This window comes from Singulisphaera sp. GP187 (assembly GCF_900129635.1).
Classification (GTDB): Bacteria; Planctomycetota; Planctomycetia; order Isosphaerales; family Isosphaeraceae; genus Singulisphaera.
The window spans coordinates 2,794,324-2,819,347 of record NZ_FSRB01000002.1; the positions used below are offsets into that span (position 1 = coordinate 2,794,324).

The window sequence follows — 25,024 nt, forward strand, 5'->3', positions numbered from 1 at the left end:
ACGAGCGGACCCCGGATGTCAAGAGTCGAGTCAGGCCGGCTGGAAGGATCGGGCAAACTAGGGAGGCCTGTTTTCCGGCGGCTAGCCCTAACTGCTAAAATCATGCCAGGTTAGAATCAGGGCTTCCTGTCGTTCAACCCCCCGAAAAACTTGACCGTATTTCAGATAGGGGCTATAATTCCGCTGACAGCCGACGAAGAACGGCACGGAACGCGGCTCGTTCGGGAACGGGCGATCATCAAACCCACCGTGTCTACGATCCCCTTGGACCCGGGCCTGAGGACTCGTAGAGGAGATCTCAGTGCCCCGATACTCCGAAGCGACTTTGACCGCTATTAAACAGGCGGTGGATATCGTCGCGATCGTTGGCGAATACCTTCCTCTGCATCGTTCCGGTTCAAAATTTAAGGTTTTGTGTCCGTTTCATGACGATCACAATCCCTCGCTCGAGCTCAACCCTGAACGACAATCGTTCAAGTGTTGGAGTTGTGGCGCGGGGGGCGATGTTTTCGATTTTGTCAAGGATTATTTGCGGGTGGATTTTCCCGAGGCACTCCTCATGTTGGCCGAACGGGCAGGAGTCACTCTGGAGAGCGCACCTGCCGGGCCGGGCCCGAAGGGACCATCCAAACGCGACCTGCTGGCGGTCAACGAGTGGGCGCAGCGGATGTACGGCGAGGCTCTGGGGCGTGATGCCGGGGTTCTCGCTTATGTCGAAGAGCGGGGAATCAGCGCCGAGAGCGTCGCTCGATTCCGCCTGGGCTACGCTCCTGACACGCGTGACTGGCTCACGAGCCGGGCAGGCAAAGAAGGAATTTCTCTTGACTTTCTGGAGCGAGCGGGCCTCGTCGTTCGATCTAAGGAGTCTCCCGGACTGACTCGCGAGCGGTTTCGCGGCCGACTGATGTTCCCGATCCACGATCTTCGGGGGCGCACCCTCGGTTTCGGCGGTCGGATTTTGCCCCAGTTGGAACGATCGTTGGCGGCCGCGGGAAAAAATATTGCAAAATACTTGAATAGCCCCGAAACACCTTTGTTTCAGAAGCGTAAGATTCTTTATGCGGCGGATCTTGCGCTCGCCTCGGCTCGCGAGATGGGCTGGGTGGCCGTCGTTGAAGGTTATACCGATGTGATTGCGGCCCACCAGGTGGGCCTGAGAAACGTGGTGGGCACACTCGGCACGGCCCTGGGCGACGACCACGTCCTGATGCTCCGCCGGCTCACCGATCGGGTCGTGCTGATTTTCGACGGCGACGATGCGGGACAGTCGGCCGCCGACCGCAGCCTTGAGTTGTTCCTGGCCCATGAGGTAGACGTCCGCGTGTTGACTCTTCCATCCAAGCTCGACCCCTGTGAGTTCCTCCTCGCCCAAGGAGCGGATGCGTTCCGGGCCCTGGTGGACCAGGCTGTCGACCCGATGGCCTTCGCGATCCGGCGCGCGGAAACGCGGTTCGACCTCAACTCGTTCGAGGATGCGCGGCGGGCGGCGGAATGGGTCCTCTCGATCCTGGCGCGGGTGCCCAAGTCGACCCGGATCGGCATGGATATCAAGATCGCCCGCGCCCTCGACACGCTCTCGCAGCGGCTGCGCGTCCCGGTGGACGTCCTGAAACAATCATTGAAGCGGCTGCACACCACGGCGGCCTCGTCCGCCGCCGCCGCCGCGACCCGCAATCGGGCGCTGCCCGAAGTGGCGACGACCTCGGCCGCGGGAACACCCCCGGCGGCCCCGGTCGTCCCGATCCGCATGGCGGATCTCGACCCCTTCGGTCGCGAACTCCTCGAAATTGTGTTGAACCAGCCGAACGTGGTCGGGCAGTTGATCTCGCGGGTGGCGGTCGCTTCGATCCGCGACGCCCCGTTGCGAGCGATCCTCCAGGCGTGCTACGACCTGCACGCCGAGGGGTTGACGCCCACGTTCGATCGGGTTGCTCTGCGTCTCGACGACGCGGCAACGCGGGCTCTGGCCGCCGGCCTGCTCCTCCCGAGAGACCCGGCCCCCTTGCCCGATTATGCCCAGCCCGCTCCCTGGGAGGATTGTCTTGCGGGGGTGCTCGGCCGACTCGCCCAGCGCGACTGGCAAGACCACCTGCAAGATCTCAAAGATGCTTTGAAAGAAAACGATCCTGCTGCGCGGCCTGAAGAGTATCAAGCCCTGCAACGCGAATTGTACCGACACCATTCCATGCGGCCGGACACGAAGAAGAAAAACGCGTCCTGACCCATCGTTCCGTCGTGAGGGAGGTTATTGGATGGAAAAGCTGGACGAGGGCCTCAAGACGCTCCTCGATTTGGGCAAACGCCGAGGGTTCCTGACGTTCGATCAGGTGAACGACTACTTGCCGGACGAGGCCAGTAGCCCGGATAAGATCCACGGCTTGCTCGAATCGCTCGACGAGATGGGGATTGAGCTCATTAACGAGGACGAGGCGGAATCACGCCTTCAGGCCTCGGGGGACTCCGATGATGAACCCGACGAGTTGGTTGACGAGCCGGTCGACGACGATGACGGAGAACTGACCCCCGAAGACCTCGACGAGATCTCGCGGCGGATCGACGACCCGGTCCGGATGTACCTGACCCAGATGGGAGAGATCCCGCTCCTGACGCGCGATCAGGAGATCAACCTCGCCAAGAAGATCGAGATCACCCGGAAGCGGTTCCGCCGCAAGGTCCTCGAGTGCCACTTCGCGCTCGCCTTGGTCGTCGACGTGCTCAAGAAGGTCAACGAGGGTGACCTGCCGTTCGATCGCACGGTCAAGGTGTCGGTGACCGAGAATCTCGAGAAAGACCAGATCCTCGGCCGGATGCCCCATAACCTGGTGACGCTTGCACACCTGATGGAGTGCAACAACCGCGACTTCCGCTCGTTCATCCGCGAACGCGACAAGACAGCGCGACGCGCCTTGATGGCCGAGCTCAAGAGCCGCCGCCGCAAGGCCGTCAACCTGGTTGAGGAGCTCTCGATCCGGACCCAGAAGGTCCAGCCGCTCATGAAGCGGCTCGAGCAGGTCGCCGCCCGGATGGGTGAGTTGGTGGTCCAGCTTCAGGACTACCGCGCGGGTCGTGGGGGCAAGGAAGACCGCTCCAACCTGCAGAAGGAACTCAAGGACCTGATGCGGATCACCCTCGAAACCCCGAAAAGCTTGCGCAATCGGGTCGAGGCGATGAACTCGCGGTTCAAAGAGTACGAGCAGGCCAAGCGTGAACTCTCCGGCGGTAACCTTCGGCTGGTCGTCTCGATCGCCAAGAAGTATCGCAACCGCGGCCTCTCCTTCCTCGACCTGATCCAGGAGGGGAACACCGGCCTGATGCGGGCGGTCGACAAGTACGAGTATCGCCGGGGCTACAAGTTCAGCACCTATGCCACCTGGTGGATTCGTCAGGCGATCACACGCGCCATCGCCGACCAGGCCCGGACGATCCGGATCCCGGTCCACATGATCGAGACGATGTCGAAGCTGCGCAACGTCTCGAAGAAGCTGCTCCAGGAAAAGGGGCGCGAACCGACCATCGAAGAGACCGCCAAGGCCGCCAACATCTCGATCGAAGAGACCCGGCGGGTGATGAAGATCTCCCGCCACCCGATCTCGCTCGACCGGCCGGTCGGCGAAAGCGAAGACAGCTACTTCGGCGACTTCATCGAAGACGAGGCGGCCGAAAGCCCGATCAACGCGGCCACCCAGGAAATGCTCAAAGAGAAGATCGATCAGGTCCTGAAAACCCTGACCTATCGCGAACGCGAGATCATCAAGCTTCGCTACGGCCTGGGAGACGGCTACACCTATACCTTGGAAGAGGTGGGCCGGATCTTCAAAGTCACTCGCGAGCGGGTGCGGCAAATCGAAGCCAAGGCCGTCCGTAAGCTGCAACATCCGGTTCGCAGCCGGCAACTCGAGGGTTTCCTCGAGAGTACGGGTTGACCTCGGACGACACAACCGCCGGCCGCCTTCGGGCGACCGGCGGTTTTTTGTTGGCCTCGCGGCTCGATCCGCTCCGCTCCGATCCGAACGGGACCGGCGATCGACCGCCACAATTCAAGGGACGCCAGCGGGAACGCGCTCCGCGCTCGTTGGAGGTCGACTCCGTTGACAGACCTCTGGACTTTATATGGTTGGTTCTCTTGCTTGCTGATTTGACTGCGCCTCCGAACCGACCCGATGGAGACGAAACGATGGCTGCCACCGCCGATAATCTCCGCGAACTCCACCAGCTCCACCAGCGAGCCAAGGCGCTCCGCGACCGGATGACCTCGGGTCCCAAGACGCTCGCCGCGCGCCAGGCGGCGCTGGTGCTTCGCAAGACCGCGCTCGAGGCCTCCCGCAAGGCCGTTCAAGATTCCAAGGTCCAGCTCAAGAAGCGCGAGCACTCGCTCCAGGCGCACCAATCCAAGATCGACGACCTCAAGGTCAAGCTCAACCTCGTCAAGAAGAACGAAGAGTACAAGGCGATCCAGAATCAGATCGCCAATGACAAAGCGGCCATCGAGAAGCTCGAAGGCGAGATGCTCGAAGACATGATGCGGATCGACGAGCAAGTGGCCGCGCTGGCGACCGAGGAGCTCGAGGTCAAGACGTTCGGGGAACAGGTCGCCACGCTCCAGACCGAGATCGAGTCGCAGGCCGCGGACCAGAAGACCCGGCACGAGGAACTCGTGGCCGCGATCGTCGGCGCCGAGGCGATCATTCCCGAAGACCTCCGTGAACGGTATCGCCGGACCGTCAAGCAGCACGGCGCCGACGCCATGGCGTTCATCGAGAACCACGCCTGCTCGGGCTGCTTCGTCTCGATCACGGCGCAGATGATGAACGAGCTGATCAACAACAACTCGCTCAGCTTCTGCAAGACCTGCGGACGCGTCCTCTACCTGGCCGAGGAAGACGTCGCCAATACCCGCCGCTCGGCCCGATAAGGGCAGGCAGGCACGTTCGCCGCGGTCGATCCGGCCGGTTGACTCGCGCTCAAGCCTTCTTATAATGTCTACCAACGAGCGACGGACCCCAAACACCGCCAACAGCCCTGTCAAGTCCGTCGACCCCGCTCTTGAACGTTCGATCGAGGAACGAGGCGATACCAATGGCCGCGAATGTGCTGGATTTCACCGACGCGAACTGGAAGTCGGACGTTTTGGACTCGGAAATCCCCGTGATTGTCGACTTCTGGGCTCCCTGGTGCGGTCCCTGCCGAATGCTCGCTCCGACGATCGAAAAGCTCGCGGGAGAGTTCGAAGGCAAGGTCAAGATCGGCAAAATGAACACCGACGAGAACCAGGAGACCCCCGGGGGCCTGCGGATCTCGGCGATCCCGACCGTCTTGATCTTCCACGGCGGCAAGGAAGTGGACCGACTGGTGGGGGTCAATACCGAGTCGAAGTTCAAGGCTTCGCTCGAGAAGCTTGGGGTTTCCTGAGCCCGTGCCCCAACCCACCGTCCGAATCAAGGTGTGCGGGCTGACCAGCGTGGCCCAAGCCTTGGCGTGTGCCGCGGCGGGTGCGGACTGGGTCGGACTCAACTTCCACCCCGCGTCACCCCGCCGTGTCGACCCCGCGCTGGCGGCCGAGATTGTGGTCGCCCTTCCGAGCCCGACCGAAGTGGTCGGGCTCTTCGTCGACCGGCCCCCCGATGAGGTGGCGGCTCAGGCCGATCGAATCGGGATCGGCATTGTCCAACTCCATGGTCAAGAGCCCCCCGAAGATCTCGTGAGACTCGGCCATCTCCGACTCGTTCGCGCCTTCCGGATCGGTAGCGCGGACGCGGTCGCGGCGATGATCGCCTACCTGCGCAAGGCCGCGGACCTGGGTCGCGTCCCCGACGAAGTCCTCGTCGATGCGTACGTCCCCGGTCGCGACGGCGGGACCGGCCAGGCGATCGCCGACCACCTGTTCCCGCTCCTCCCTCCCCTGCCCCGACTCATCCTGGCCGGCGGGCTCACGCCTGAGAATGTCGCCGAGCGCGTCGCCCGGGTTCGCCCATGGATGGTCGACGTGGCCTCCGGAGTCGAGTCGGCCCCAGGGCAGAAAGACCCCGTCCGCGTGGCCGCCTTTGTCCAAGCGGCCCGATCAGCCATCTCTACGGTGCTTTCCTAAAGCGGTTCCGGCCGGAGGATTCAGAGACGGATCGATCCGGGTGGCCGGGGTCCGTCTTCGGCCCCCATTCTTCTTGAGATCGCGCCGGAGGCCGAAGACGGACCCGAGCCGCCACCCCAGAGGTGGGCGATCCCAAAGGGGTAACCGCTCCGGCGAGGACTCGCCATCGGGCGAACCGAGTGGAGTCGGGTGAATCGTCCGAATCGGTCAAGGCGAGTTTGGCTCGCTCTTGACACACGCGTACGTGTGTCTTATCATCCCCGACGAAGTGAAACGAACGATCTCGTTGCGGGACGGTTTCCGGGAGGTCGGCATGGAGAAAGATCGGCGCGGGCGGCGACGGCAGCCCGATCAAGAACGGGGCTTGCGTCCGCTCTATCCCCGGTTGCCCGGCGAGTGGACGAGTCGAGCGGTTCGGGTGGCGATGTCGAGTGAGGACTGGGCGCGGTTTGACGACTTGGTTCGCACCGCGGCTTCGTCGGCTCCGACTCAGGCCCGGGCCCACGGGATCGCGATCTCCCAACTGATCGAGCGGCCAGTTGCCGTGGATCGACCCGCCCCAGGGCCATTCGATTGGATGGACTGGGAGCGGCAGAAGACCCTGAAGCTGCTTCGCTCGGCGATCTGATAAAGCGGTGTGAAAACGTTGTCTTGTCGGGTAGACCGTGTCCTCTCGACGTTTTTCCTTGGCACTGAAGATAGGCGCTAACTTGGCGACTGTAGTTTCTGGCGATGTGAAGAATCTTGGGCTGGCGGCCCTTGGCTTCGAGCGAATCCATTGGGCGGAGCGGGACATGCCCGTCCTCCGTGCGATTCGCGAGCGGTTCGAAGCTGAGAAGCCATTGGCAGGCATGAAGATGTCGGCCTGCTTGCACGTGACGGCCGAGACCGCCAACCTGGCGCGAACGCTGGTCGCCGGTGGCGCGGACCTGGTCCTGGTCGCCTCGAACCCGCTCTCGACGCAGGACGACGTCGCGGCGAGCTTGGTGCAAGACTTCAACATACCGGTCTACGCAATCAAGGGTGAGGACGAGTCGAGCTACTATCGTCACATCGCGGCCGCGCTCAAGCACAGCCCGAACGTGACCATGGATGACGGCGCCGACCTGGTCAGCGCGATGATCTTCATCGCTCTGAATCGGCTCGACGACCTCCACCCCGAGCTCAAGGCGTGGGCCAAGACCCTCACCGCCGCCGAGCGAACCGGCCTGGTCGAGAACGTCGTCGCGAGCATGGAAGAGACGACCACCGGTGTCATCCGGCTCCGCGCCATGGAGAAGGACGGCGTCTTGAAGCTGCCGGTCATCGCCGTCAACGACGCCGAGACCAAGCACTTCTTCGACAATCGCTACGGCACCGGTCAGAGCACGCTCGACGGCGTGATCCGCGCGACCGATATGCTGCTGGCGGGCCGCCGGGTCGTCGTTTGCGGCTATGGCTGGTGCGGTAAGGGCGTGGCCTCACGGGCCAAGGGCCTGGGCGCTCACGTCATCGTGACCGAGGTCAACCCGGTCCGTGGTCTCGAAGCCGCCATGGACGGTTTCGAGGTCATGGATATCAATAAGGCGGCGACCACCGGCGACCTGTTCATCACGGTCACCGGCAATATCCACGTCATCCGCGAAGAGCACTTCGCGCTGATGAAGGATGGCGCCATGATCTGCAACTCGGGCCACTTCAACGTCGAGCTGGCGCTCGACTCCCTGGCGAAGTTGGCGACCACGATCCACAAGAAGGTCCGCGAGTTCGTCGACGAATACGTGCTCAGCGACGGCCGCAGGCTCTACGTCCTCGGCGAAGGCCGCTTGATCAACCTGGCCGCCGCCCACGGACACCCGGCGAGCGTCATGGACATGAGCTTCGCCACCCAGGCGTTGGCGACCGAGTGGTCGATCAAGCAGAAGGGTGAGCTCAAGAACGCCGTCTACAACGTTCCCAAGGCCGTCGACCATTGGGTCGCCGCCTTGAAGCTTCAGACGATGGGGATCGCCATCGACACCTTGACCGAGGAGCAGCGCAAGTACCTCGTCAGTTGGGAAATAGGAACCTGATTTCCCCGCCTCGCCAACGTCCGAGAGCGATCAGAATCGCTGGGCCGGCCGGCTTCACCGGGACGGCCGGCCCGATCCGATCCAGGAACTTGTTCTTCTCACAAATTGGGCCACGATTGCCCTTTATCCTTAAACACCGGCGGGGCCTGAACCCCTGCCGGTGGGAACCATTCCGATGCCCGAGATTCAACCGTTCCGGGGCGTCCGCTACGACATCGCTCGAGTCGGGGCGATGTCCGATGTGGTCGCTCCCCCTTATGATGTGATCGACGCGGCTCTGCAGGACCGGCTCTATCAGGCGAGCGAGCATAACGTCGTTCGACTCGAGCTCAACCGCGAAGAGCCGGGCGACGACGCCACTCAGAACCGTTATAGCCGCGCGGCCCGCGCGCTCCGGGAGTGGAACCGGGACGGGATCCTCCGCCAGGACGACCACCCCGCGCTCTACGTCTACCACCAGACGTTCGAGGTCGAAGGGCAAAAACACACGCGCAAGGGGTTCCTCGCACGTGTCCGCCTCGAAGCGTTCGGCGAGGGGAAGATCTACCCGCACGAGCAGACCCTCTCCGGTCCCAAGGCCGATCGGCTCGCCCTCTTCAACGCCACCAAGTACAACCTGAGCCCGATCTTCGGCCTCTACCCCGACGCGGAAGCCGAAGTGCTTCGCGCCGCGGAAGCCGGAATTCGCGACCGCACCCCGCTGGAGGCGACCGATCACCTCGGCGTCCAGAACCAGCTTTGGCAGGTCCACGACCCACAAGTCCACACCGCGGTCCAGGGCTTGATGGCCGCGAAGCCGATTTTCATCGCCGACGGCCATCACCGCTACGAGACCGGCGTGAAGTTTCGCGACGACCTCGCCGCCGCGGGCGAGTTGACCGGCCCCAACGACCCGGCCAACTTCTGCATGATGATGCTGGTCGGCATGAGCGACCCCGGCCTGCTGATCCTCCCGACCCACCGGCTCGTCTCCGGGTTCCCGGGCCTCACCTCCGAAGCGCTCGCCGAACGGCTCGCCCCCGAGTTCGACGTTCGGATCGCGGGCGAGGGCGATGCGGGTTGCCGCGCTGCCTGGGAAGAGATCGCCATGGGAGGCGATCAGGACGTGCTCGCCTTCGGTACGCGTGACGGACGCTGGTTGATCGCACAGCTCCGGTCCGACGCGACCATGGACACCCTCGCCCCCGAGCATAGCGCAGAATGGCGATCGCTCGGTGTGAGCATCCTCCACGAGCTCGTCCTGAAGTCGATTTTGAAGCCGGCCGAACCGGCCGCCTGCCGCTACGTCCACCTGCTCGAGGAGGTCACGGCCGACCTCAACGCGGGAGGATGCGACCTGGCCTGCCTCGTGCCGCCCGCGGGCATGGAGCACGTCGAGTCGATCGCCTCGAACCTCGAGAAGATGCCCCCCAAGAGCACCTATTTCTATCCCAAGCTGCTCAGCGGACTCGTGCTCAATCCGCTACGATGACTGAGGCGCGGGGTGGGTGGGCACTCCCACCCATCCCGCACGCTCTCGAAGTTGGCGTTCAGGCCGAAGCCGCGTCAAAGACATCGACCTGCTCGGGAGCTTCCGGTGCCAGCAGTTCCTTGGCCGTTTCGATCGCCTCGGCCGTGCCTCGAGCAACGACGAGGAACTTGCCCGCCTTGACCTGCGTTTCAAACTTGAGTGCCTGGTCCTTGGGCACTCCCCAGCCGACCAAGGCTCCGCCCAGCGCTCCAATCGCCGCCCCCGCGAGGGCGCCTTCCACCCCGCCGAGTAGAGCCGCCGACAGCGGTCCCGCCACGATCACCGGGCCCAACCCCGGCAGAATCAGGAACGCCGCCCCGACCAGGAGCCCGAAGAGGCCGCCGACCCAGGCCCCCGTCCCCGCGCCTGCCGCCGCGAAATCGCCCGTGTTGACGAAGCCGATCGGCTCTTCGCTCACCTGGAAGTCGCGTCCCACGATCGACAGATCGCTCATCGCGAACCCTCCCTGATGTAACCGACGCACCGCCCTCTCCGCCGAAGCATGGTCAGGATAGACCGCGACAACACTGGAACCTGTAGGTGTTTCCGCCTGGCTCATCATCAAATCTCCTCGAAGGAATGTGAGGCGAGATCCGATTTTAAGTGTAGCAGGTGACATACCAAAGCCGTCTCAATGTTTTCGCTCGCCGCAGAGTTTCGCTCGCCACCGATTTTCCCGCGTGCCTTTGCATTCCTCGGCCCTCGGCCCATAATGACGAGGCCTCTGTTTCTGTCGAAAACCTGGCGCAAACTCGGATCTCGGCAGAGTCACTCCTTTTTGTCTTGATAGGTCCCTGGATCACCCGGTGATGGCCGACTGTCCCCGCAACCCGCCGATCACGAGCCCTCCGATCCGCCTGGCCGTCTGCGTCTCGGGGGGTGGAACCACCCTCCAGAATTTGATCGACCTGATTGGGGCCGACAAACTCGACGCTACGATCAGCCAGGTCATCGCAAGCCGCCCCAAGATCGGAGCGATTACGCGTGCCGAGGCCGCGCAAATTCCGGTCGCCTTGGCCACGCGCGGGAAATCGCAATCGCTCGCCACCTTCAGTGCCTCTGTGTTCGACCCGATCCGCGAGTCCAAGGCAGACCTGGTGATTCTCGCCGGCTTCCTGTCACTCGTGGAAATCCCGGCCGACTACACCGGTCGAGTCATCAACATCCATCCGTCTCTGATCCCCGCCTTCTGCGGCAAGGGCTTCCATGGCGCCTCGGTGCACCAGGCCGTCGTCGAGGCGGGAGCCAAGGTCACCGGCTGCACCGTTCACTTCGCCGACATGACCTACGACACCGGGCCGATCATCCTCCAACAAACCGTCCCGGTCCTCGACGACGATACCCCGGAGACCGTCGCCGCCCGCGTCTTCGAAGCCGAGTGCCAGGCACTTCCCAAGGCGATCGCACTCTACGCCGCTGGCCGGCTCAAGGTTGAGGGGCGACGGGTTCGCACGCTCGGACAAGCCGAATGAGGCTGCGATTCCGCACCAAGAACCAGGCGTCGCTTCGCGAAAAAATCAAGAGATATCAGCAAGACCAGGAGCATCTGGCCATCGTCCAAGGCATTGAAGCCGATCTGCGAAGGTCGGTGAACCGCGTGCCCCGGTCGAAGCCGACAGCCTCCCAGGGGCGTCCGGTCCGTTCTCGGTGGATCGGCTCAGAGCAAGAGATGTTCCAGGCTGGCCAGTCCGATCGGCTCCCGGCTCGCGAACGGTTCCGCGTGCGCGACGCCAACGGTATGTCCCCAGAAGCGTGAGCGATCACGGACCGAATCGATCACGCCCGGGACGCCTTCGGGTTGGTTGTCCACCAGTTGCGAGCGGTAACAGCGCAGCGCCGTGAGCTTGTCCTCGAGTTGGTCGCTGATATCGACCATGAAGGTCGGGCGCTCGACGATCCGGAGATGAACGCTGAAGTAGTAGAAGATTCGCGATGGGTGGAACGGAGTGCCGGGAATATCGGACTTCGACAGCTTGCTCCAGAACCGGGCCCCTTCGACGAGTTGGGTCGCGGCGGTGTGGTCGGGGTGGGCGTCTTCCCAGTAGGGCGCGAACAGGATCCGGGGCCGAACCTCGCGAAAAAGAGCCGCCAGAGCGCGGCGATGCTCCAACGTCGGCTCGAGGCTGCGATTGGGAAGACCAAGGTTTTTTCGCCAGGGACTCTTGAGCGCGAGGTTCGCCTCGGCCGTCTCCCGTTGCCGGCGCTCGACGCTTCCCAACGGGGTCGGCTCGCCGCTGGTGAGGTCGAGGATCCCGACCTTCCAGCCTTGACCGAGCAGGCGAACAATCGTCCCTCCCATGCCCAGTTCGGCATCATCCGGGTGCGGCGCAATGACCAGGGCATCAAGCATCGTCAAGGAACTCCAGGAGCGAAGGTCAGAAATCATCCCAAACTTAAAAAACGAGCCAGGCAACGCACCAACGATTTTCAGGGGACGAGAAGCGCGACGTCATCGGCCGCGATAACCCTGACGCTCGGTTCTTGAGTGTCCCAGCTCACGGGCGCGCCCACTCCGCGCTTGGTCGGCGACGTAAGCCCCCCTGCCCCCGCCGACCACGACCAGGCCGTCAGTCGAATCGTTCCCCATGGCCCCTCCCGGAGCGGTCGCGAGCGACCGCCGTATGCATGGAGTTTATCCGGGCGGCAAGTCTCGTGCCTCGGGATCGTTCCCAAAGGGTTGACGGATATGCTAGACTAGCCATGATTGAGGAACGCCAAGGTGGCGAGATGAAGACGGACGTCGGTTCGAACCGACGATCCGTGGTGTGCATGTGGACTGATTTTGGAGCCGTTGGGAATGCCTGAACTCGTCAAAATGGCGGAGTTGAGTGAATTACCTCCAGGAGGTTCCAAGGAAGTCGAGCACGACGGACGGATTTACGCCCTCTTTAACGTCGATGGCAAGATCACGGCAATCGACGGAATTTGCCCCCACCAAGGGGGGCCGCTCGCCGAGGGCCCGCTGGATGGGACACTCGTCACCTGCCCCTGGCACGGCTGGCAGTTCGATGTCTGCTCCGGAAAAACCCCGATGGGTTCCAAGTTGAAGCAAACGGTTTACGAAGTCACAGTCGAAGGCCAAGACGTTATGGTCTCCGTTCCCTGATCGTGGTTCCTGCTTCCGCGGAGGACGACTCTCATCCTCCCAACGCGATCCGACCTCTTACCGCAATTGAACCTGGTGACGAACTTTCGCTCGTTCCGAAACGGCGACTCACCCGCGCTGGCGGACCTCTGGAACCGGGGAATCCCCGATTCAGGGGCCGCTCGTCCATTGACCGCCCACGACTTCGACTACCATGTCGTCTCGAGGCTGGACTTCGATGCGAACGGCCTGATCGTGGCCGAACGCGACGGCCAAATCGTCGGATTCGCGCACGCCGGCTTCGGTCCTGACGAACCGGTTGGTCGCCCGAACCACCTGAGTTTTGAACTCGGCACGATCGCGATGCTAGTCGTCCCGCCCGGCGCGGAGGACGTGGAACTTGAGACGCACCTGGTTCTTGCCGCCGAGCGCTATCTCCGCGGCCACGGTGCGAAGGTGATTTATGCGGGGGGACAGTTCCCGCTCAATCCGTTCTACTGGGGTATTTACGGCGGCAGCGAGTATGCGGGAATTCTGTCCACCCACCATGGATTTCTCAGGGCCGTGGTGCGTGCGGGCTATCAACCCGTGAGCGAAACGGCGCTGATGGAGGCCGACCTTGACCAGCCGGAAGTGCGGGAGCCGAGGGCACCTTTGATCCGCCGGGTGGCTCGAGTCGAGGTCATCGAGGACGCCTTGCCCGACAACTGGTGGGAAGCGCTCGCCATCGGCAATTATCGACCGACCTGTTTTCAGCTGCTCGCCAAGGCCGACGATCGCGTGCTCGCGCGGGCCACGACCTGGGATATGAGTTGGTACACTCGGCGCGATAATCGGCTCCGGTTGGGCCTGATCGCCATGGGCGTCGACCCCGAACATCGCCGCAAAGGGTATGGCCGCCACCTGGTGGCCGAGATCCTCCGCCGGTCGCGCAGCGAGATGATCTCGAGTGTCGCCCTTCAGACCCGAGCGACCAACATCCCGGCCCTGGAACTCTATCAATCGCTTGGATTTGCCCCCGCCGAGTCCTCAATCCTCTACCGACTCCCCGCCCACCTGACCGCGCGAGCCGATTCGTAGCCGGTCGAACTCGACGGCGAGGACCGGGATGCGAATAATCCCAAAGCAGCGCAACAACTGATCGGCCCCGAGCGATGCCGCTCGCTCCTCGCCAAACGACCGAGGCTGGGATGGGGCCGATCTGGGGTTTCATGGTAAAAGCTTCGGGCAAAGCCGCCCGATCGCTCCGGGAAGACAGGCGTCCCCGGTGAAACCCGCACACTCATCGATCTCGTTTTGAGGCCTGATTTTCCCATGGGACGACCCCTGAACCGACACGAACTCCGCGCCCACGCGGAGGCCGCCGAGGCCCTCGGTCTCAATACGCCGTCTGAAAAGAAGCGGCGGTCCGAGCCCACCGAACGTCGCGCCAAGCCCGAGCTCCAAGCCCGAATGCGGGTCGTCTGGGCCGTCTGCGACATCGGCGGACGGACCGTCAAAACGTTCGACTATCCCCTCAAGGCCGACGCCGAGGCGTTCGCGCTCCAACTCAAGGCCAAGGGGAAGGGGAACCACTTCGTGCGGTCGCTCAAAGAACCGATGATCTAGCTAGGAGGAACGCGTTCCCGAGCGTGCCCGTTCGATCTGGGCACCAAAGACGCGGGGCGACCAGCGTGCCATCAACCAGTCGAACGGACCGGGGAGCCAGTGGGCCAGGGTCACCGTCCACCAGGCGGCCATGGACGGGTACAGGAAGGCCTTCCGCCCGTCAATCCCCCGGACGATGGCACGCACCACCTGTTCGGTCGACGTCCCCTTGGGGACCGGCCCGCGCGGTTGGCCGTCACCGAGAGCGACCTGAAAGAATTCGCTCTCGGTCTGACCCGGGCAGGCCGCCCAGACCCTCACGCCCGTCCCGCGCAACTCGTAGCGCACGCTTTTCACCAAACCATTGACGGCGTGCTTACTCGCCACGTAAGCCGCCGAATAGGGAAGTCCGATCGAGCCCAGAACGGACGAAATCTCAAGAATTTGCCCAGCCCCTCGCGCCCTCATGGAACGGACCCCTCTTTGCGTGAGGTCGATGAGCGCGAGCAGGTTGACTTCGATGATCTGACGAATGATTTGCGGGTCCTGGTCGGCGAACTCGTGATAGTGCCCCAGACCGGCGTTATTGACGAGGAGATCGACCCCGCCCGGAAATTGCTCGGCCCGCGCCCAGAGCCGGTCACGGAATTCAGGGTCGGCCAGGTCGCCCGCCAGGATCTCGACCCGACCGGCGGGCAGTTCTCGGGCGAGGCTCTCGAGACGGTCAAGGCGGCGGGCGGTCGCCAACACGGTCAGACCTCGGTCGAGAACGAGTTGGCGGACCAATTCTCGTCCCAGTCCGGAAGAGGCGCCTGTGACCAGGGCGTGGCTCAGCATTTGAGAGCGAACTCCGAAGCGGTGAGGCGTGTCCAGCAAGCCGGAATCGGTTCCGAGATCAGGGTGGGTTGTCCCTGGTCGTACGATGAATTAAGATCATTGTACGCGAGTTTCCCCCGAAAAAGAGCTGGACTCCTTACGTCCAAAGAAGAGGATTGACGTGGCCACTATCGACGACCGCCAGACCGCGACCAACCGTCAACCAATGACCGGAGCCGATGTCCTGGTCGAGTCTCTCGTGCGCCACGAGGTTGATGTCATCTTCGCCTACCCGGGCGGAGCAAGCATGCCGATGCACCAGGCCCTCACGCGCCAGCGGGACAAGATCCGTACGATCCTGCCGCGGCACGAGCAAGGGGGCATCTTCGCTGCCGAAGGCTATGCCCGGACCACCGGGAAGCCAGGCGTCGTCATGGCCACCTCGGGCCCCGGAGCGCTTAACCTCGTGACCGGATTGGCCGACGCCAAGATGGACTCGCTTCCGCTCGTGGCCATCACCGGCCAGGTGCCCAGCCATGCGATCGGCAGTGACGCGTTTCAAGAAACGCCGATGGTCGAAGTCTGCCGCGCAATCACCAAGCACCACTACCTCGTCCAGAACGCCAAGGACATCGCCCGGATCGTCAAAGAGGCGTTCCATATCGCCGCCACCGGACGTCCCGGGCCGGTCCTGATCGACATCCCGAAGGACATCCAGAACACGATCGTGGCCAATCCGGACTACGACGTCGCCATGGACTTGCCCGGCTATCACCTCCCCCCGGCCCCCTCGGCCCAGAAGATTCAGGATGTCCTCACCGCGCTCAAGGGGAGCCGCAGGCCGATCATTTATTGCGGTGGCGGCGTGATCGCCTCCAACGCGGCCGAAGAGCTCCGCGAGTTCGCCATCAAGTCGGGCATCCCGGTCACGATGACCTTGCAAGGGTTGGGGTCGATCCCGAACGAGCATTATCTCTCGCTCAACATGCTCGGGATGCACGGGACCGTCTACGCCAACCTCGCGATCAACGACGCGGACCTGCTCCTCGCCCTCGGTGTCCGATTTGATGACCGGGTCACCGGCAAGCTCAGCGAGTTCGCCAAGCACGGCCGGATCGTCCACGTCGATATCGACGCCTCGGAGATCAACAAAAACAAGACCGCGAACATCGCGATCAACTCCGACGTCAAATCGTTCTTGAAGGCGATCACCCCGTCGGTCGAGGCGGGTGACTGGCGTGAGTGGCATCAGCAGCTCGATGCCTGGCGGGCCAGCGATCCGATGACCTACGACCAGCGCGACGACGCGATCATGCCCCAGTACGTCATCGATCAGTTCTCGAACATCACCAAGGGCGACTTCGTGATGGCGACCGGTGTCGGCCAGCACCAGATGTGGGCCGCGCAGTGGACCCGATTCACGGCGCCGCGAACCTGGATCACCTCGGGGGGCCTGGGCTCGATGGGCTTCGGTCTTGCCGCCGCGATGGGCGCTCAGGCCGCCCGGCCCGACGCCCTGGTCGTCGACATCGACGGCGACGGTAGCTTCCTGATGAACATCCAGGAGTTGGCCACGGTCTACTGCGAGAGCCTGCCGGTCAAAGTCATCGTGCTCAATAATCAGCACCTGGGCATGGTCGTGCAGTGGGAAGACCGGTTCCACGCCGGCAATCGCGCTCACACCTACCTCGGCCCGATCGACCATCCCGAGGCCACCGGCGAAGGCGAAGGGAGCCTGCCCGAGGTGACTTACCCCGACTTCGTGGCGATCGCCAAGGGATTCGGCGTCAAATCACGGCAGATCCGCCATAAGTCGGAAGTCATCGACGCCCTGAAAGAGATGATCGCACATCCCGGACCCTATGTCCTCGACGTGCTCGTCCCCTATCAGGAGCACGTGCTGCCGATGATTCCCTCAGGCGGCACCGTCCGCGACATCATTAAGAGCTAACATCACGCCACCTCGCCTTGGCCCCGAACCTCGAGCGTTCCGTCCCCGACTTTTGCCGGAGCGGCCCTGCCCTCTCCGACAAAAGTCGAGGAACCGGCGTCGGCGGATTGAAAACCAAGGCGCCGGGCCTGATAATGGGGGGATTGGAGCCGATCTCAACTTCTTGAAAATGCCGGTTCGTTGCCCACCCAACGGGGATGGCGTCCTGGCGGGGAGTGCCCTTCGATGAGCCAAGACCCGCAAGATCCAATGCCCAGACGCCACCCCAAGTCTCCGCCGGCGGCGAAGAGGCCCCCCGCGAAGCCGGACGATGGGCTCGAACCGTCAACCTTTCGCGCGAACCCCAAGAAGGGGGCCAATGGGGTCAAGTCGACCACATCCACGACGACAACGGCAAGCGAGCGCGAGCCGATGCCGTCGGCCCCGGGCCTCTGGGAGCGGATCCTCTTCGGTCGCGTCGGCTCCGGACAACTCGCCCGCTTCTGCCGCCAGTTCGCGGCCTACCTGGACGCGGGCGTCGACCTCTTAAAGAGCCTTTCCAGTCTGGAAACTCAATTCGCGCGAACGGCCCTCGGGCCGGTGATCGGCCGGATCCGACTGGCGGTCCGCCAGGGGGATAGCCTGACCGAAGCGGTGGCCCGCGAGCCGCAGGCGTTCGACTCTTTGTTCGTCAGCCTGATCAAAGTCGCCGAGATGCGCGGGGGGATTCCCGAAACGCTCCATCGCCTGGCGAAGCATTACGAAGCGCGCCAGAGCCTGATCCGTCAGGCCCGGTCAGCGATGATCTATCCGATCGCGGTGCTGGTCATCGCCTCGGGCGTGGTCGCTCTGATCACGATCTTTCTGCTCCCCCAGTTCATCGCCATGCTCAAGGATGTGGCGCATGGAGCGGCCCTCCCCCTGCCCAGCCGGCTCCTGATGGCCTTCAGCGCGTTCGTCGGATCGTCGGGCTGGTGGATGATGCCGCTTGTCATGATCGGCGGGCCTATCCTGCTCTTCAAGCTCTATCAGACCAAATCCGGGAAAGGGGTGATGGACCGGATCGCGCTCTACATCCCCGTCCTCGGCCTTCTCTTGATGAAGATCGACACGACTCGATTTGCGCGGACGCTCTCCGTCCTGCTCGGTTCGGGGGTCGACGTCGGCACCTCACTCGACCTGACCGCGGGTGTCTTGCAACTCGACCCGTTCCGCGATGCGGTCCGCAGGGCTCGAGCCGCAGTCATGAGTGGAGAGACCCTCACCGCGTCGCTCGACGACACCCGTCGATTCTCCGTCGACGTCATCGCGATCGTCGACTCCGGTGAAGAGACCGGTAAGCTCCCTGAGAGCCTCGATCGCCTGGCCGACGATTACGACGAGCAGGTGGCCTACATGGTCAAGAACATGGGCCAGTTGGTCCAACCGATCCTGCTGGTCATTCTCGGCGGCATCGTCCTCTTCATCATCCTGGCGATCTTCCTGCCGTACCTCTCGATCTTGACCAACCTGGCGGGCGGATAAACTTCTTAACCTGAAAATTTGCCGACACAAGCACATCAGCAAATCGAAATTCCATTTCCCGTAAGGTGGGCACGGCCCACCTTCATGCGGGATGCTCCTGTTGGGTAGACATCAACCGGCCCAACCGAAGAGGGACGATAGCCGAGCCGGGTCGTCATCCACACGGGAAATCCGTGTGGATCTTCGTGAAATCCCGGTTGGCGATATCACCAGGATCGAGCCAGATGTCGAGATATCCCCCAGCCCATTCGCCGCGTGATCGTCGCTGGCGAGTTGGATCAGGAGCCGGAGGTCTCGGGAGCCGACCTCATCCATGAAGCACCACTTGTATGCACGTTGGGTTCGCGCGGCAAGACTCGCGAGCGACGGACCTGTGCCTACCTCTGGGAGGCTGCAAGGGATTGCAGCCGCGATCGCGTCGGAGTCGATCCGCGTGCAACGCGGAGGTTGTCGGGTCCTCGGACCGGATTGATCTTGCCCAACGACGTGAGGGCCGAGGGCGAGGCCGGGGCGTTCGACTCCGGGCCGCTCGACGGGAAAGGATCGCGGCGTTGCCCTGGGGAAAATCATGACGGCGGCGCGATCAAGCGGCCGATCGCCGGTGAGGTCGCGACCGACCGCTTGTTGAACGCAGGAGAGATTTGACGCAATGCGTTATTTCAAGTCAAAATCATAGGCCGACTTGTCTTTGCTGACGGTGGCCTCGAGGCCTGAGGTTTGGAGCTGGTTGTACTTCTTGGGGATGATGTCTTTGGGCTTCACGTAGCCGGGGGATGAGCCGGGGATCATCGTGGGGTCGGCGGTGTTGGATATGATCATAATTTTATGCACACCGAGGACGGCGCCGTCTTTCTCGCCGAAAGTGGAGAGCTGGAAACTGCCGTCGGGCTGGATCTCACCGACAGCGGGTTGGCCGTCGGCGGGCTGAAACGTGATCGTACCCTTGGGGACGGGCTTGCCGTCGTAGGTGACTTTGCCCGAGACCGGAACGGTCTCGGGATGCTTTTCGGCAGAACCGCACGCGCTGAGGAGGACAGTCAGGACGCATGAAAACATGAAACTATATTTTCGAATCGATCGCATAGAGAGGGCTCGGGCTCGTTGGGTTATAGAGATAGGTCAATAAACATGACGCGCAACCGCCGCAAGGCGGGACGCCTGCGCGCCCTGTCGCCTCGTGAGTTAGAAGGCATCGGCACTGATGATTTCACCGAAGGCCCTCGTGCTGACGGCGCGGTAGATCATCTGGGAGATGCTCCCCTTGATGAATCGGACTGACCCATCGGCGAAACCGGCGTTCATGCCGCCAGGGTGCTGGCTCCGGAACCCGTAGCAATAGCCCGGCTGGGCACGGTCGAGATTCGTCCGCTGATTCATCGGGATCGAGGTGGTGGCGACCGAGGAGTTGCTCTCCGACCAGGCATTCCAGTTGCAGGCGTTGGGCAGGGCCTCACCCGTCAGCATCGTCCCGCTCAGCCCGTCAGTCACCGCGGCCACGGTAACAACCATCCGGGCCCGCCAGAACATGCCGGTGGCCGAAGGCTGCGTGGACCCGCTCGGGACGTCGCCGTAGGCATTGTTTGAGCCGGGGAAAGGCCCCGTCGTGTTGTCGCCCAGGCTCCCCTTGTAGCAAGTGCCGGCGATATCCCAGCTCGACAGGTTTCCGCTCGTCCCCGCGTAACTGTTCCAGTCCGCCTGACCTTTCTGAACCATCGGGCCGGGGTAGCTCGGGCAGACGAACGCGTTGAGCTGTGTCCGGATGACCGTGGTGTTATTCCAGGAGTATTCGGCGCGGTCGGCGACGAAATTGTACGCGTTGAAGAGTGCGCTCTGCTCCAGCATCGGCAAGATCTGAACCATCCAGCTCGTCCGGTAATCCGAGTTGTCAAACCAGCCCACACTGCCCGAGATCAGATAGCCGCCAACCTGAGTGGGGAACACCTGGTTAATGTCGATGTAGTTGTGGCAGGCAATTCCGAGCTGCTTGAGATTGTTGACACATTGGGCGCGCCGAGCCGCCTCACGAGCCGCCTGGACGGCCGGCAACAGGAGCGCAATCAGGACTGCAATGATGGCGATGACGACGAGGAGTTCGATCAGAGTGAAGCCGCGACGACGACGTACCATCTCAACACCTCCTCAATGGCATATCAGGAATCGACTCATGACACATCATGACGCCTCCTCGTCCCGGGTTAGCCCGCTCGCCGAGGCGCAGCGACGAGCGAAACCCATGCACGAAAAGTGGGTTGGGGGGACACTCGACTTGACGGACGTTCGATGACTTAGGTAGGCCTTACTCGATCAGACTACTCCTGACGTCCACGACTAGCAAGTTCATCCACGCCAAAAAACCGCTGTTTATCACAAATTCTCGTAAATGCATGCCAAAGGTTCACACATGCAAGGTACCACGAGTACGATTATTAAATTAAAACTTGCCATTCGTTTTGCCAGGCTCTTCTTGATCGTAGGGCCGGCTGCACGAGCCGGGGGCCGGTGGCGGGGGAGTTGGGCTTTGAAGTCGCCCAGGCTGTGCCAGTCGAGGGGTTCTCCGAGGTCAACTTCGGCAAGGGCGACGCTTTCCTACTCGGAGGTGCGGGCCAGAGGGTAGCCGTCGTGGCCGGAGATCGCAGAGAGGGTCCCGTCGTCCTTGACGTCAGTGAAGGTGCTGCTGACGAGGTCAATGTGGTTCTCGCAGGCGCGGCCGATGCGAGCAGAAATGGACGCAATGCATAAATTCGTCAATATTGCATTCGTTTAGTTAACAATGAACAGTACTATCGATTCATACAGGGATGAATTTATCAAGCTTACGCATCTTTCCTCAAAATTCAGGTATGTCACAATTTCATCGCCTTGAAACGAGACAGACCGAATCGGAGTCAATTGTATGGTTGACGATGAGACCAGCGACTCACGTTTCGACGACGTGGTCGGTGACTGGAACAAGTTGGAGGAGCAGGCTCGAGAGTTCGCGGAACGGGCTAACGATGCGGCCCAGACAGCGGCCCGAGAGCGGCGAGAGGCCGCGAAATGGCCTGCGTCCTCGGAGTTGAGAGAACGCCACGAAAAGGAAGTACAGCGGTGGGATAAGATTGCAGAGTGGAACTTGATTCAGTCCGAGTACCTGTCAAAGCGGAGCGATTCCATTCGGTCCTTTAAGATTCGCTTTCGGACTGGAGTCCTCACGCTCCTGCCCGAGAATCGAAGGGAAGAAGGTGCTTGGATATCTATGCTTTCGAGACAGGTTCGCATTGATCGGGGGGGCGCGGAGATCTTCTGTCAGAGGTGTCGAAGGGGTGATCGATTTGACGTCTGGCTGGGCCCGCCACTACCGGACGTCGCCCTCCAAGAGAAGGCGGCGGCTCACTTTTTCAAAGCGGGCTGGCGGCTTGAATGCAAGCTTGAATGCAAGGCATTGTGCCCTGATTGCCTGACTGAGTCTTCTAGGGAGAAGTGAGTAATCCCTCAGCTGGGACGGCGGCAAATCGCCCCCTATGACCAATGCGTGCGGAAGGCCGCAGGGGGATACACGTCAATATCGCCGCCATTTAAGCAACAATAAATATCAAACATACAATTATTCAAATGTTATAATTCAATCAATTCATAATCCCTTAAGAATTAGGGCCATCTCCTGTTCGTGCCCGAGGAAGGAACAGCCTGTGTCTCAAGTGAACCTGATCACCGAACCCTACCTTGCTCAGACGGACCGCTGGCCCAGGCTCAGTCGCCATATCCTGGCCCAGTTTGACGACGTATCGGTGGTCGTCCACCAGGCGTACAATCGGGCCATTGGCCACTTTGCGGCCTTTCATGGCTAATTTGGTGACGGGATTAGCACGAGTCGGATGACCTGGATCAAGCCGAACTTCCTCTGGATGATGTACCGCTCCGGCTGGGGCACCAAGGAGAACCAGGTGGTGACCCTGGCCGTCCGGCTCAAGCGAGACGCCTTTGACAACATCCTCCGCCTGGCGGTCCACTCGTCGTTCGATCCCGACGCCTACGGGACCCAGGGGGCTTGGAAGCAAGCCATCGCCGACTCTGACGTGCGGCTTCAATGGGACCCTGACCACGGGCCGTCTGGCACCCCGATGGAACGGAGAGCGATCCAACTCGGGCTGAGAGGCAAAGTCCTCAGCAAGTACGCCCAAGATTGGCGATTCGACATTCAGGATATCACCGAGTTCGTGGCCGAGCAGCGGGCGATCGCAGCAACCCCGTACAGCCACCTGATCACGCCTCGGGAACTGGTCTACCCGGTCACTGATCCCATTGTCGCCGCACGACTGGGCGTGTCACGAGACTGGACGAAATCGGCGAAGTCGGTCGCCAGGCACTACTATTCCGTTACGTTTCCGGCACGCATTTGCACGAGTGCGTGACATCAAAACCCTTAAGTCCTTGAGACCTGAGGCTTTCCGTTAGACAAAAAAAAGACGCAATCGTCATCATGCATTCATTTATTACACACAATAAAGCCTGTTGGTACAGAGACTTGAAGAACGTAACGGAGTAGCACCAAGAACGAGGGCAACGCGTGAACCCTGAGCAATTCGTCGAGTCTCGCGAGTCGGCCACCAGCTTTGCCGAATTTCCCAGAGATTACGCCCACTCCCCAAGATCTACACAGCCTCGCTAGTGTTGCTCATTTTAGGCATTCTAGGTGTATTGCCGGATGATGCTCACTTGAAAATCGCGGCCTCTGCCCTTTCGGCCATACACCGATCGTGGCATGGGCCGCATTGAGGGATTCACCGGACGCAGATCAAGCGCTCCGCTCTCCGGAGATCCTCCTTGGTTCAGGCGAGAGGAGAACGTGGGGCTCCCCGGCGTCTTGGGGGCGAGACTTCGAAGCCGGTGGGTCGTGCCCACTTTCCACGTCTGAGACGGCGGCCCCCGGCAAAGCACGCGGGGAAATGAGGCTCAAGATCCTTGTCGGGGGCAGCCGCTCCGAGTACCCTCGGCACGTCGCTACCGAGACGCACGTATCGCTTCGAGGCCCCGTGGCGCGGGAGAACCGTTGATGGATAAGTTTGAGGTCCGAAAAATCGTCGCCGTCTCGCTGGTGATCGTCTCAGCGTTGGCAAGCCAACAACTACCCGCCGACGCAGCCGAGGGCGCGCGAGCAGGCACGGCGCGCGTGGCCATCACGCCCAAGCAGCCGACCTGGATGGCCGGGTACGGGAGCAGGACCAAGCCGTCGGAGGGAGCGATCCATGACCTCTGGGCCAAGGCCCTGGTCCTCGAGGATGAGGCGGGCCGAAAAGCCGCGCTGGTGACGCTCGACATCTGCGGGATCGGTCGCGAGCTCTCTTTGAAAATTCGCAACCGACTCAAATCCGACCTTGGAATCGACCGCGATCATGTCGTCCTTGCGTGCTCGCACACCCATTCCGGGCCGGTCGTGGGGGATAATCTGATCGGTATGTATCCGATGGATGACGCCCAGCGCCAGGTCGTGGCCGACTACGCCATATTCCTCGCGGACTCGATCGTCGCGATCACCGCCCAGGCGGTCAAGAACCTCGAGCCGGCGAAGCTCGCCTGGGGGACGGGTCGGGCCGATTTCGCGGTCAATCGCCGCAATAACAACGAAACCGAAGTCCCCACGCTCCGCGATCGCCTGGCGCTCGAAGGGCCGGTCGATCACGACGTCCCAGTCTTGCGCGTGCAAAACGCCGCGGGTAAGACGGAGGCCGTGGTCTTCGGCTACGCCTGCCACTGCACGGTCCTCTCGTTCAACCAGTTCTGCGGCGACTACGCTGGCTTCGCCCAGCTTGCCGTCGAGAAGAACAATCCCGGGGCGCAAGCGATGTTCGTCGCCGGCTGCGGAGCCGACCAGAACCCGCTCCCCCGCCGCACCGTCGAGCTCGCCAAAGGTTACGGTGAGCGGCTTGCTCAAGGCGTGCAGCGCGTCCTCGACGCGGCCATGGAACCGATCACGACCCCCTTGAAAACGTCCTACTCCGAAATCGACCTTGGCTTCGGCACGTTGCCGACGCGTGACGAGATCAAAAAGGAGGCAAGCTCGAAGACCCTGGCCATCGCCAACCGTGCCAAGGCGATGCTGCAAACCCTCGATGCGAAGGGACAATTGCCAACGAGCTATCCCTATCCCGTCCAGGCCTGGCGGCTCGGCGAGCTGACCTGGGTCTTCCTGGGCGGGGAGGTCGTCGTCGACTACTCGTTGCGGTTCAAGCGCAACCTCGGTTCGTCGCACACCTGGGTTTCGTCCTATTGCAACGACGTCTGCGCCTACATCCCGTCGTACCGGGTGCTCAAGGAGGGCGGGTATGAAGGGGCCACCTCCATGATCTATTACGGCCAACCCACCGTCTGGTCGGAAAAGGTGGAGGAAGACATCATTGATGCCGTCAACCGCGCGGCGAAAACGATCGAACCGGCACACTGATCGTGCGCCTCAATA

The 25,024-nt window shown here is 62.2% G+C and carries 22 protein-coding genes and 1 pseudogene; 18 read left to right on the forward strand and 5 right to left on the reverse strand.

The genetic code is table 11. The features are described 5' to 3' along the window. Window positions 1-301: 301 nt before the first annotated feature. The 8 genes from dnaG (at window position 302) to BUS42_RS35225 (ending at window position 9,607) form a co-directional block, all read left to right on the forward strand. Window positions 302-2,221 (forward strand): DNA primase, encoded by a 1,920-nt coding sequence (gene dnaG, locus BUS42_RS35190; protein WP_074314995.1) that lies wholly within the window; start codon window positions 302-304, stop codon window positions 2,219-2,221. A 31-nt stretch (window positions 2,222-2,252) separates the two neighbouring features. Next, entirely contained in the window at window positions 2,253-3,923 is a 1,671-nt protein-coding gene (gene rpoD / locus BUS42_RS35195) for an RNA polymerase sigma factor RpoD (RefSeq protein WP_074314997.1), read from the forward strand. Window positions 3,924-4,174: 251 nt separating this feature from the next. Continuing rightward, on the forward strand, window positions 4,175-4,912 hold the full coding sequence (locus BUS42_RS35200) for a zinc ribbon domain-containing protein (protein ID WP_074315738.1): 738 nt from the start codon (window positions 4,175-4,177) through the stop codon (window positions 4,910-4,912). Between the two features lie 164 nt (window positions 4,913-5,076). Next, window positions 5,077-5,409: a thioredoxin gene (trxA, locus tag BUS42_RS35205; RefSeq protein ID WP_074314999.1), complete on the forward strand. Its 333-nt coding sequence runs from the start codon at window positions 5,077-5,079 to the stop codon at window positions 5,407-5,409. A gap of 4 nt (window positions 5,410-5,413) precedes the next feature. After that, window positions 5,414-6,085: a phosphoribosylanthranilate isomerase gene (locus BUS42_RS35210; RefSeq protein ID WP_074315001.1), complete on the forward strand. Its 672-nt coding sequence runs from the start codon at window positions 5,414-5,416 to the stop codon at window positions 6,083-6,085. 313 nt (window positions 6,086-6,398) lie between these two features. Beyond that, window positions 6,399-6,713 carry a hypothetical protein gene (locus BUS42_RS35215; protein WP_074315740.1) on the forward strand — a complete coding sequence of 105 codons (315 nt, stop codon included), beginning with the start codon at window positions 6,399-6,401 and terminating at the stop codon, window positions 6,711-6,713. An 82-nt stretch (window positions 6,714-6,795) separates the two neighbouring features. Next, complete coding sequence (gene ahcY / locus BUS42_RS35220; RefSeq protein WP_074315003.1) at window positions 6,796-8,136, forward strand: adenosylhomocysteinase; 1,341 nt, start codon at window positions 6,796-6,798, stop codon at window positions 8,134-8,136. Between the two features lie 175 nt (window positions 8,137-8,311). Continuing rightward, a complete protein-coding gene (locus BUS42_RS35225) occupies window positions 8,312-9,607 on the forward strand; it encodes a DUF1015 domain-containing protein (RefSeq protein ID WP_074315005.1) in 1,296 nt (431 codons plus the stop codon). A 58-nt stretch (window positions 9,608-9,665) separates the two neighbouring features. Here BUS42_RS35225 and BUS42_RS35230 read toward each other — a convergent pair whose 3' ends face one another. Continuing rightward, entirely contained in the window at window positions 9,666-10,265 is a 600-nt protein-coding gene (locus BUS42_RS35230) for a general stress protein (protein ID WP_315850749.1), read from the reverse strand. Between the two features lie 190 nt (window positions 10,266-10,455). On the opposite strand from BUS42_RS35230, the gene purN reads away from it, so the two are divergent. After that, a complete protein-coding gene (gene purN / locus BUS42_RS35235; protein ID WP_074315010.1) occupies window positions 10,456-11,118 on the forward strand; it encodes a phosphoribosylglycinamide formyltransferase in 663 nt (220 codons plus the stop codon). A 185-nt stretch (window positions 11,119-11,303) separates the two neighbouring features. Here purN and bshB1 read toward each other — a convergent pair whose 3' ends face one another. Next, window positions 11,304-11,996: a bacillithiol biosynthesis deacetylase BshB1 gene (gene bshB1, locus BUS42_RS35240; protein ID WP_074315012.1), complete on the reverse strand. Its 693-nt coding sequence runs from the start codon at window positions 11,994-11,996 to the stop codon at window positions 11,304-11,306. Window positions 11,997-12,443: 447 nt separating this feature from the next. On the opposite strand from bshB1, the gene BUS42_RS35245 reads away from it, so the two are divergent. The 3 genes from BUS42_RS35245 (at window position 12,444) to BUS42_RS35255 (ending at window position 14,339) form a co-directional block, all read left to right on the forward strand. Next, a complete protein-coding gene (locus tag BUS42_RS35245) occupies window positions 12,444-12,752 on the forward strand; it encodes a Rieske (2Fe-2S) protein (RefSeq protein WP_074315015.1) in 309 nt (102 codons plus the stop codon). Window positions 12,753-12,827: 75 nt separating this feature from the next. Beyond that, window positions 12,828-13,811: a GNAT family N-acetyltransferase gene (locus tag BUS42_RS35250; RefSeq protein WP_254053995.1), complete on the forward strand. Its 984-nt coding sequence runs from the start codon at window positions 12,828-12,830 to the stop codon at window positions 13,809-13,811. A gap of 234 nt (window positions 13,812-14,045) precedes the next feature. Further along, on the forward strand, window positions 14,046-14,339 hold the full coding sequence (locus BUS42_RS35255; protein WP_015245125.1) for a hypothetical protein: 294 nt from the start codon (window positions 14,046-14,048) through the stop codon (window positions 14,337-14,339). Here BUS42_RS35255 and BUS42_RS35260 read toward each other — a convergent pair whose 3' ends face one another. Further along, window positions 14,340-15,155 carry an SDR family NAD(P)-dependent oxidoreductase gene (locus tag BUS42_RS35260; RefSeq protein ID WP_074315019.1) on the reverse strand — a complete coding sequence of 272 codons (816 nt, stop codon included), beginning with the start codon at window positions 15,153-15,155 and terminating at the stop codon, window positions 14,340-14,342. Window positions 15,156-15,315: 160 nt separating this feature from the next. Between BUS42_RS35260 and ilvB the strand changes: the two genes are divergently transcribed. The 3 genes from ilvB to BUS42_RS43945 all read left to right on the forward strand — a co-directional run bounded on the left by ilvB (window position 15,316) and on the right by BUS42_RS43945 (window position 19,233). Further along, window positions 15,316-17,085, forward strand: coding sequence for a biosynthetic-type acetolactate synthase large subunit (gene ilvB / locus BUS42_RS35265; protein ID WP_074315021.1), 1,770 nt, complete (start codon window positions 15,316-15,318; stop codon window positions 17,083-17,085). A gap of 225 nt (window positions 17,086-17,310) precedes the next feature. Then, window positions 17,311-18,588 (forward strand): type II secretion system F family protein, encoded by a 1,278-nt coding sequence (locus BUS42_RS35270; protein ID WP_074315023.1) that lies wholly within the window; start codon window positions 17,311-17,313, stop codon window positions 18,586-18,588. Between the two features lie 474 nt (window positions 18,589-19,062). Continuing rightward, window positions 19,063-19,233: a hypothetical protein gene (locus tag BUS42_RS43945; RefSeq protein WP_159452334.1), complete on the forward strand. Its 171-nt coding sequence runs from the start codon at window positions 19,063-19,065 to the stop codon at window positions 19,231-19,233. Window positions 19,234-19,242: 9 nt separating this feature from the next. Here the strand turns inward: BUS42_RS43945 and BUS42_RS35280 are convergent, their stop codons facing one another. Further along, window positions 19,243-19,671 carry a hypothetical protein gene (locus BUS42_RS35280; protein ID WP_074315027.1) on the reverse strand — a complete coding sequence of 143 codons (429 nt, stop codon included), beginning with the start codon at window positions 19,669-19,671 and terminating at the stop codon, window positions 19,243-19,245. Between the two features lie 99 nt (window positions 19,672-19,770). Beyond that, on the reverse strand, window positions 19,771-20,715 hold the full coding sequence (locus BUS42_RS35285; protein ID WP_074315029.1) for a DUF1559 family PulG-like putative transporter: 945 nt from the start codon (window positions 20,713-20,715) through the stop codon (window positions 19,771-19,773). Window positions 20,716-21,481: 766 nt separating this feature from the next. On the opposite strand from BUS42_RS35285, the gene BUS42_RS35295 reads away from it, so the two are divergent. From BUS42_RS35295 to BUS42_RS35305, 3 genes and pseudogenes are all read left to right on the forward strand, one after another. Next, window positions 21,482-22,051: a hypothetical protein gene (locus tag BUS42_RS35295; RefSeq protein ID WP_074315032.1), complete on the forward strand. Its 570-nt coding sequence runs from the start codon at window positions 21,482-21,484 to the stop codon at window positions 22,049-22,051. 214 nt (window positions 22,052-22,265) lie between these two features. After that, window positions 22,266-22,979, forward strand: a pseudogene (locus tag BUS42_RS35300) (DUF4291 domain-containing protein). A gap of 641 nt (window positions 22,980-23,620) precedes the next feature. Further along, entirely contained in the window at window positions 23,621-25,009 is a 1,389-nt protein-coding gene (locus BUS42_RS35305; RefSeq protein WP_074315034.1) for a neutral/alkaline non-lysosomal ceramidase N-terminal domain-containing protein, read from the forward strand. The last annotated feature ends 15 nt before the right edge of the window (window positions 25,010-25,024 follow it).

Bases quoted from the DNA above. Each gene is read 5' to 3' on its own strand.
- BUS42_RS35230 (WP_315850749.1), bottom strand. From the start codon at position 10,265: ATGTCACCTGCTACACTTAAAATCGGATCTCGCCTCACATTCCTTCGA.
- bshB1 (WP_074315012.1), bottom strand. From the start codon at position 11,996: ATGCTTGATGCCCTGGTCATTGCGCCGCACCCGGATGATGCCGAACTG.
- BUS42_RS35305 (WP_074315034.1), top strand. From the start codon at position 23,621: ATGGATAAGTTTGAGGTCCGAAAAATCGTCGCCGTCTCGCTGGTGATC.
- purN (WP_074315010.1), top strand. From the start codon at position 10,456: ATGGCCGACTGTCCCCGCAACCCGCCGATCACGAGCCCTCCGATCCGC.
- BUS42_RS35285 (WP_074315029.1), bottom strand. From the start codon at position 20,715: ATGGTACGTCGTCGTCGCGGCTTCACTCTGATCGAACTCCTCGTCGTC.
- BUS42_RS35245 (WP_074315015.1), top strand. From the start codon at position 12,444: ATGCCTGAACTCGTCAAAATGGCGGAGTTGAGTGAATTACCTCCAGGA.
- BUS42_RS35255 (WP_015245125.1), top strand. From the start codon at position 14,046: ATGGGACGACCCCTGAACCGACACGAACTCCGCGCCCACGCGGAGGCC.
- BUS42_RS35200 (WP_074315738.1), top strand. From the start codon at position 4,175: ATGGCTGCCACCGCCGATAATCTCCGCGAACTCCACCAGCTCCACCAG.
- BUS42_RS35270 (WP_074315023.1), top strand. From the start codon at position 17,311: ATGAGCCAAGACCCGCAAGATCCAATGCCCAGACGCCACCCCAAGTCT.
- BUS42_RS35280 (WP_074315027.1), bottom strand. From the start codon at position 19,671: ATGCGATCGATTCGAAAATATAGTTTCATGTTTTCATGCGTCCTGACT.
- BUS42_RS35225 (WP_074315005.1), top strand. From the start codon at position 8,312: ATGCCCGAGATTCAACCGTTCCGGGGCGTCCGCTACGACATCGCTCGA.
- BUS42_RS35295 (WP_074315032.1), top strand. From the start codon at position 21,482: ATGGTTGACGATGAGACCAGCGACTCACGTTTCGACGACGTGGTCGGT.
- rpoD (WP_074314997.1), top strand. From the start codon at position 2,253: ATGGAAAAGCTGGACGAGGGCCTCAAGACGCTCCTCGATTTGGGCAAA.
- BUS42_RS35260 (WP_074315019.1), bottom strand. From the start codon at position 15,155: ATGCTGAGCCACGCCCTGGTCACAGGCGCCTCTTCCGGACTGGGACGA.
- BUS42_RS35215 (WP_074315740.1), top strand. From the start codon at position 6,399: ATGGAGAAAGATCGGCGCGGGCGGCGACGGCAGCCCGATCAAGAACGG.
- trxA (WP_074314999.1), top strand. From the start codon at position 5,077: ATGGCCGCGAATGTGCTGGATTTCACCGACGCGAACTGGAAGTCGGAC.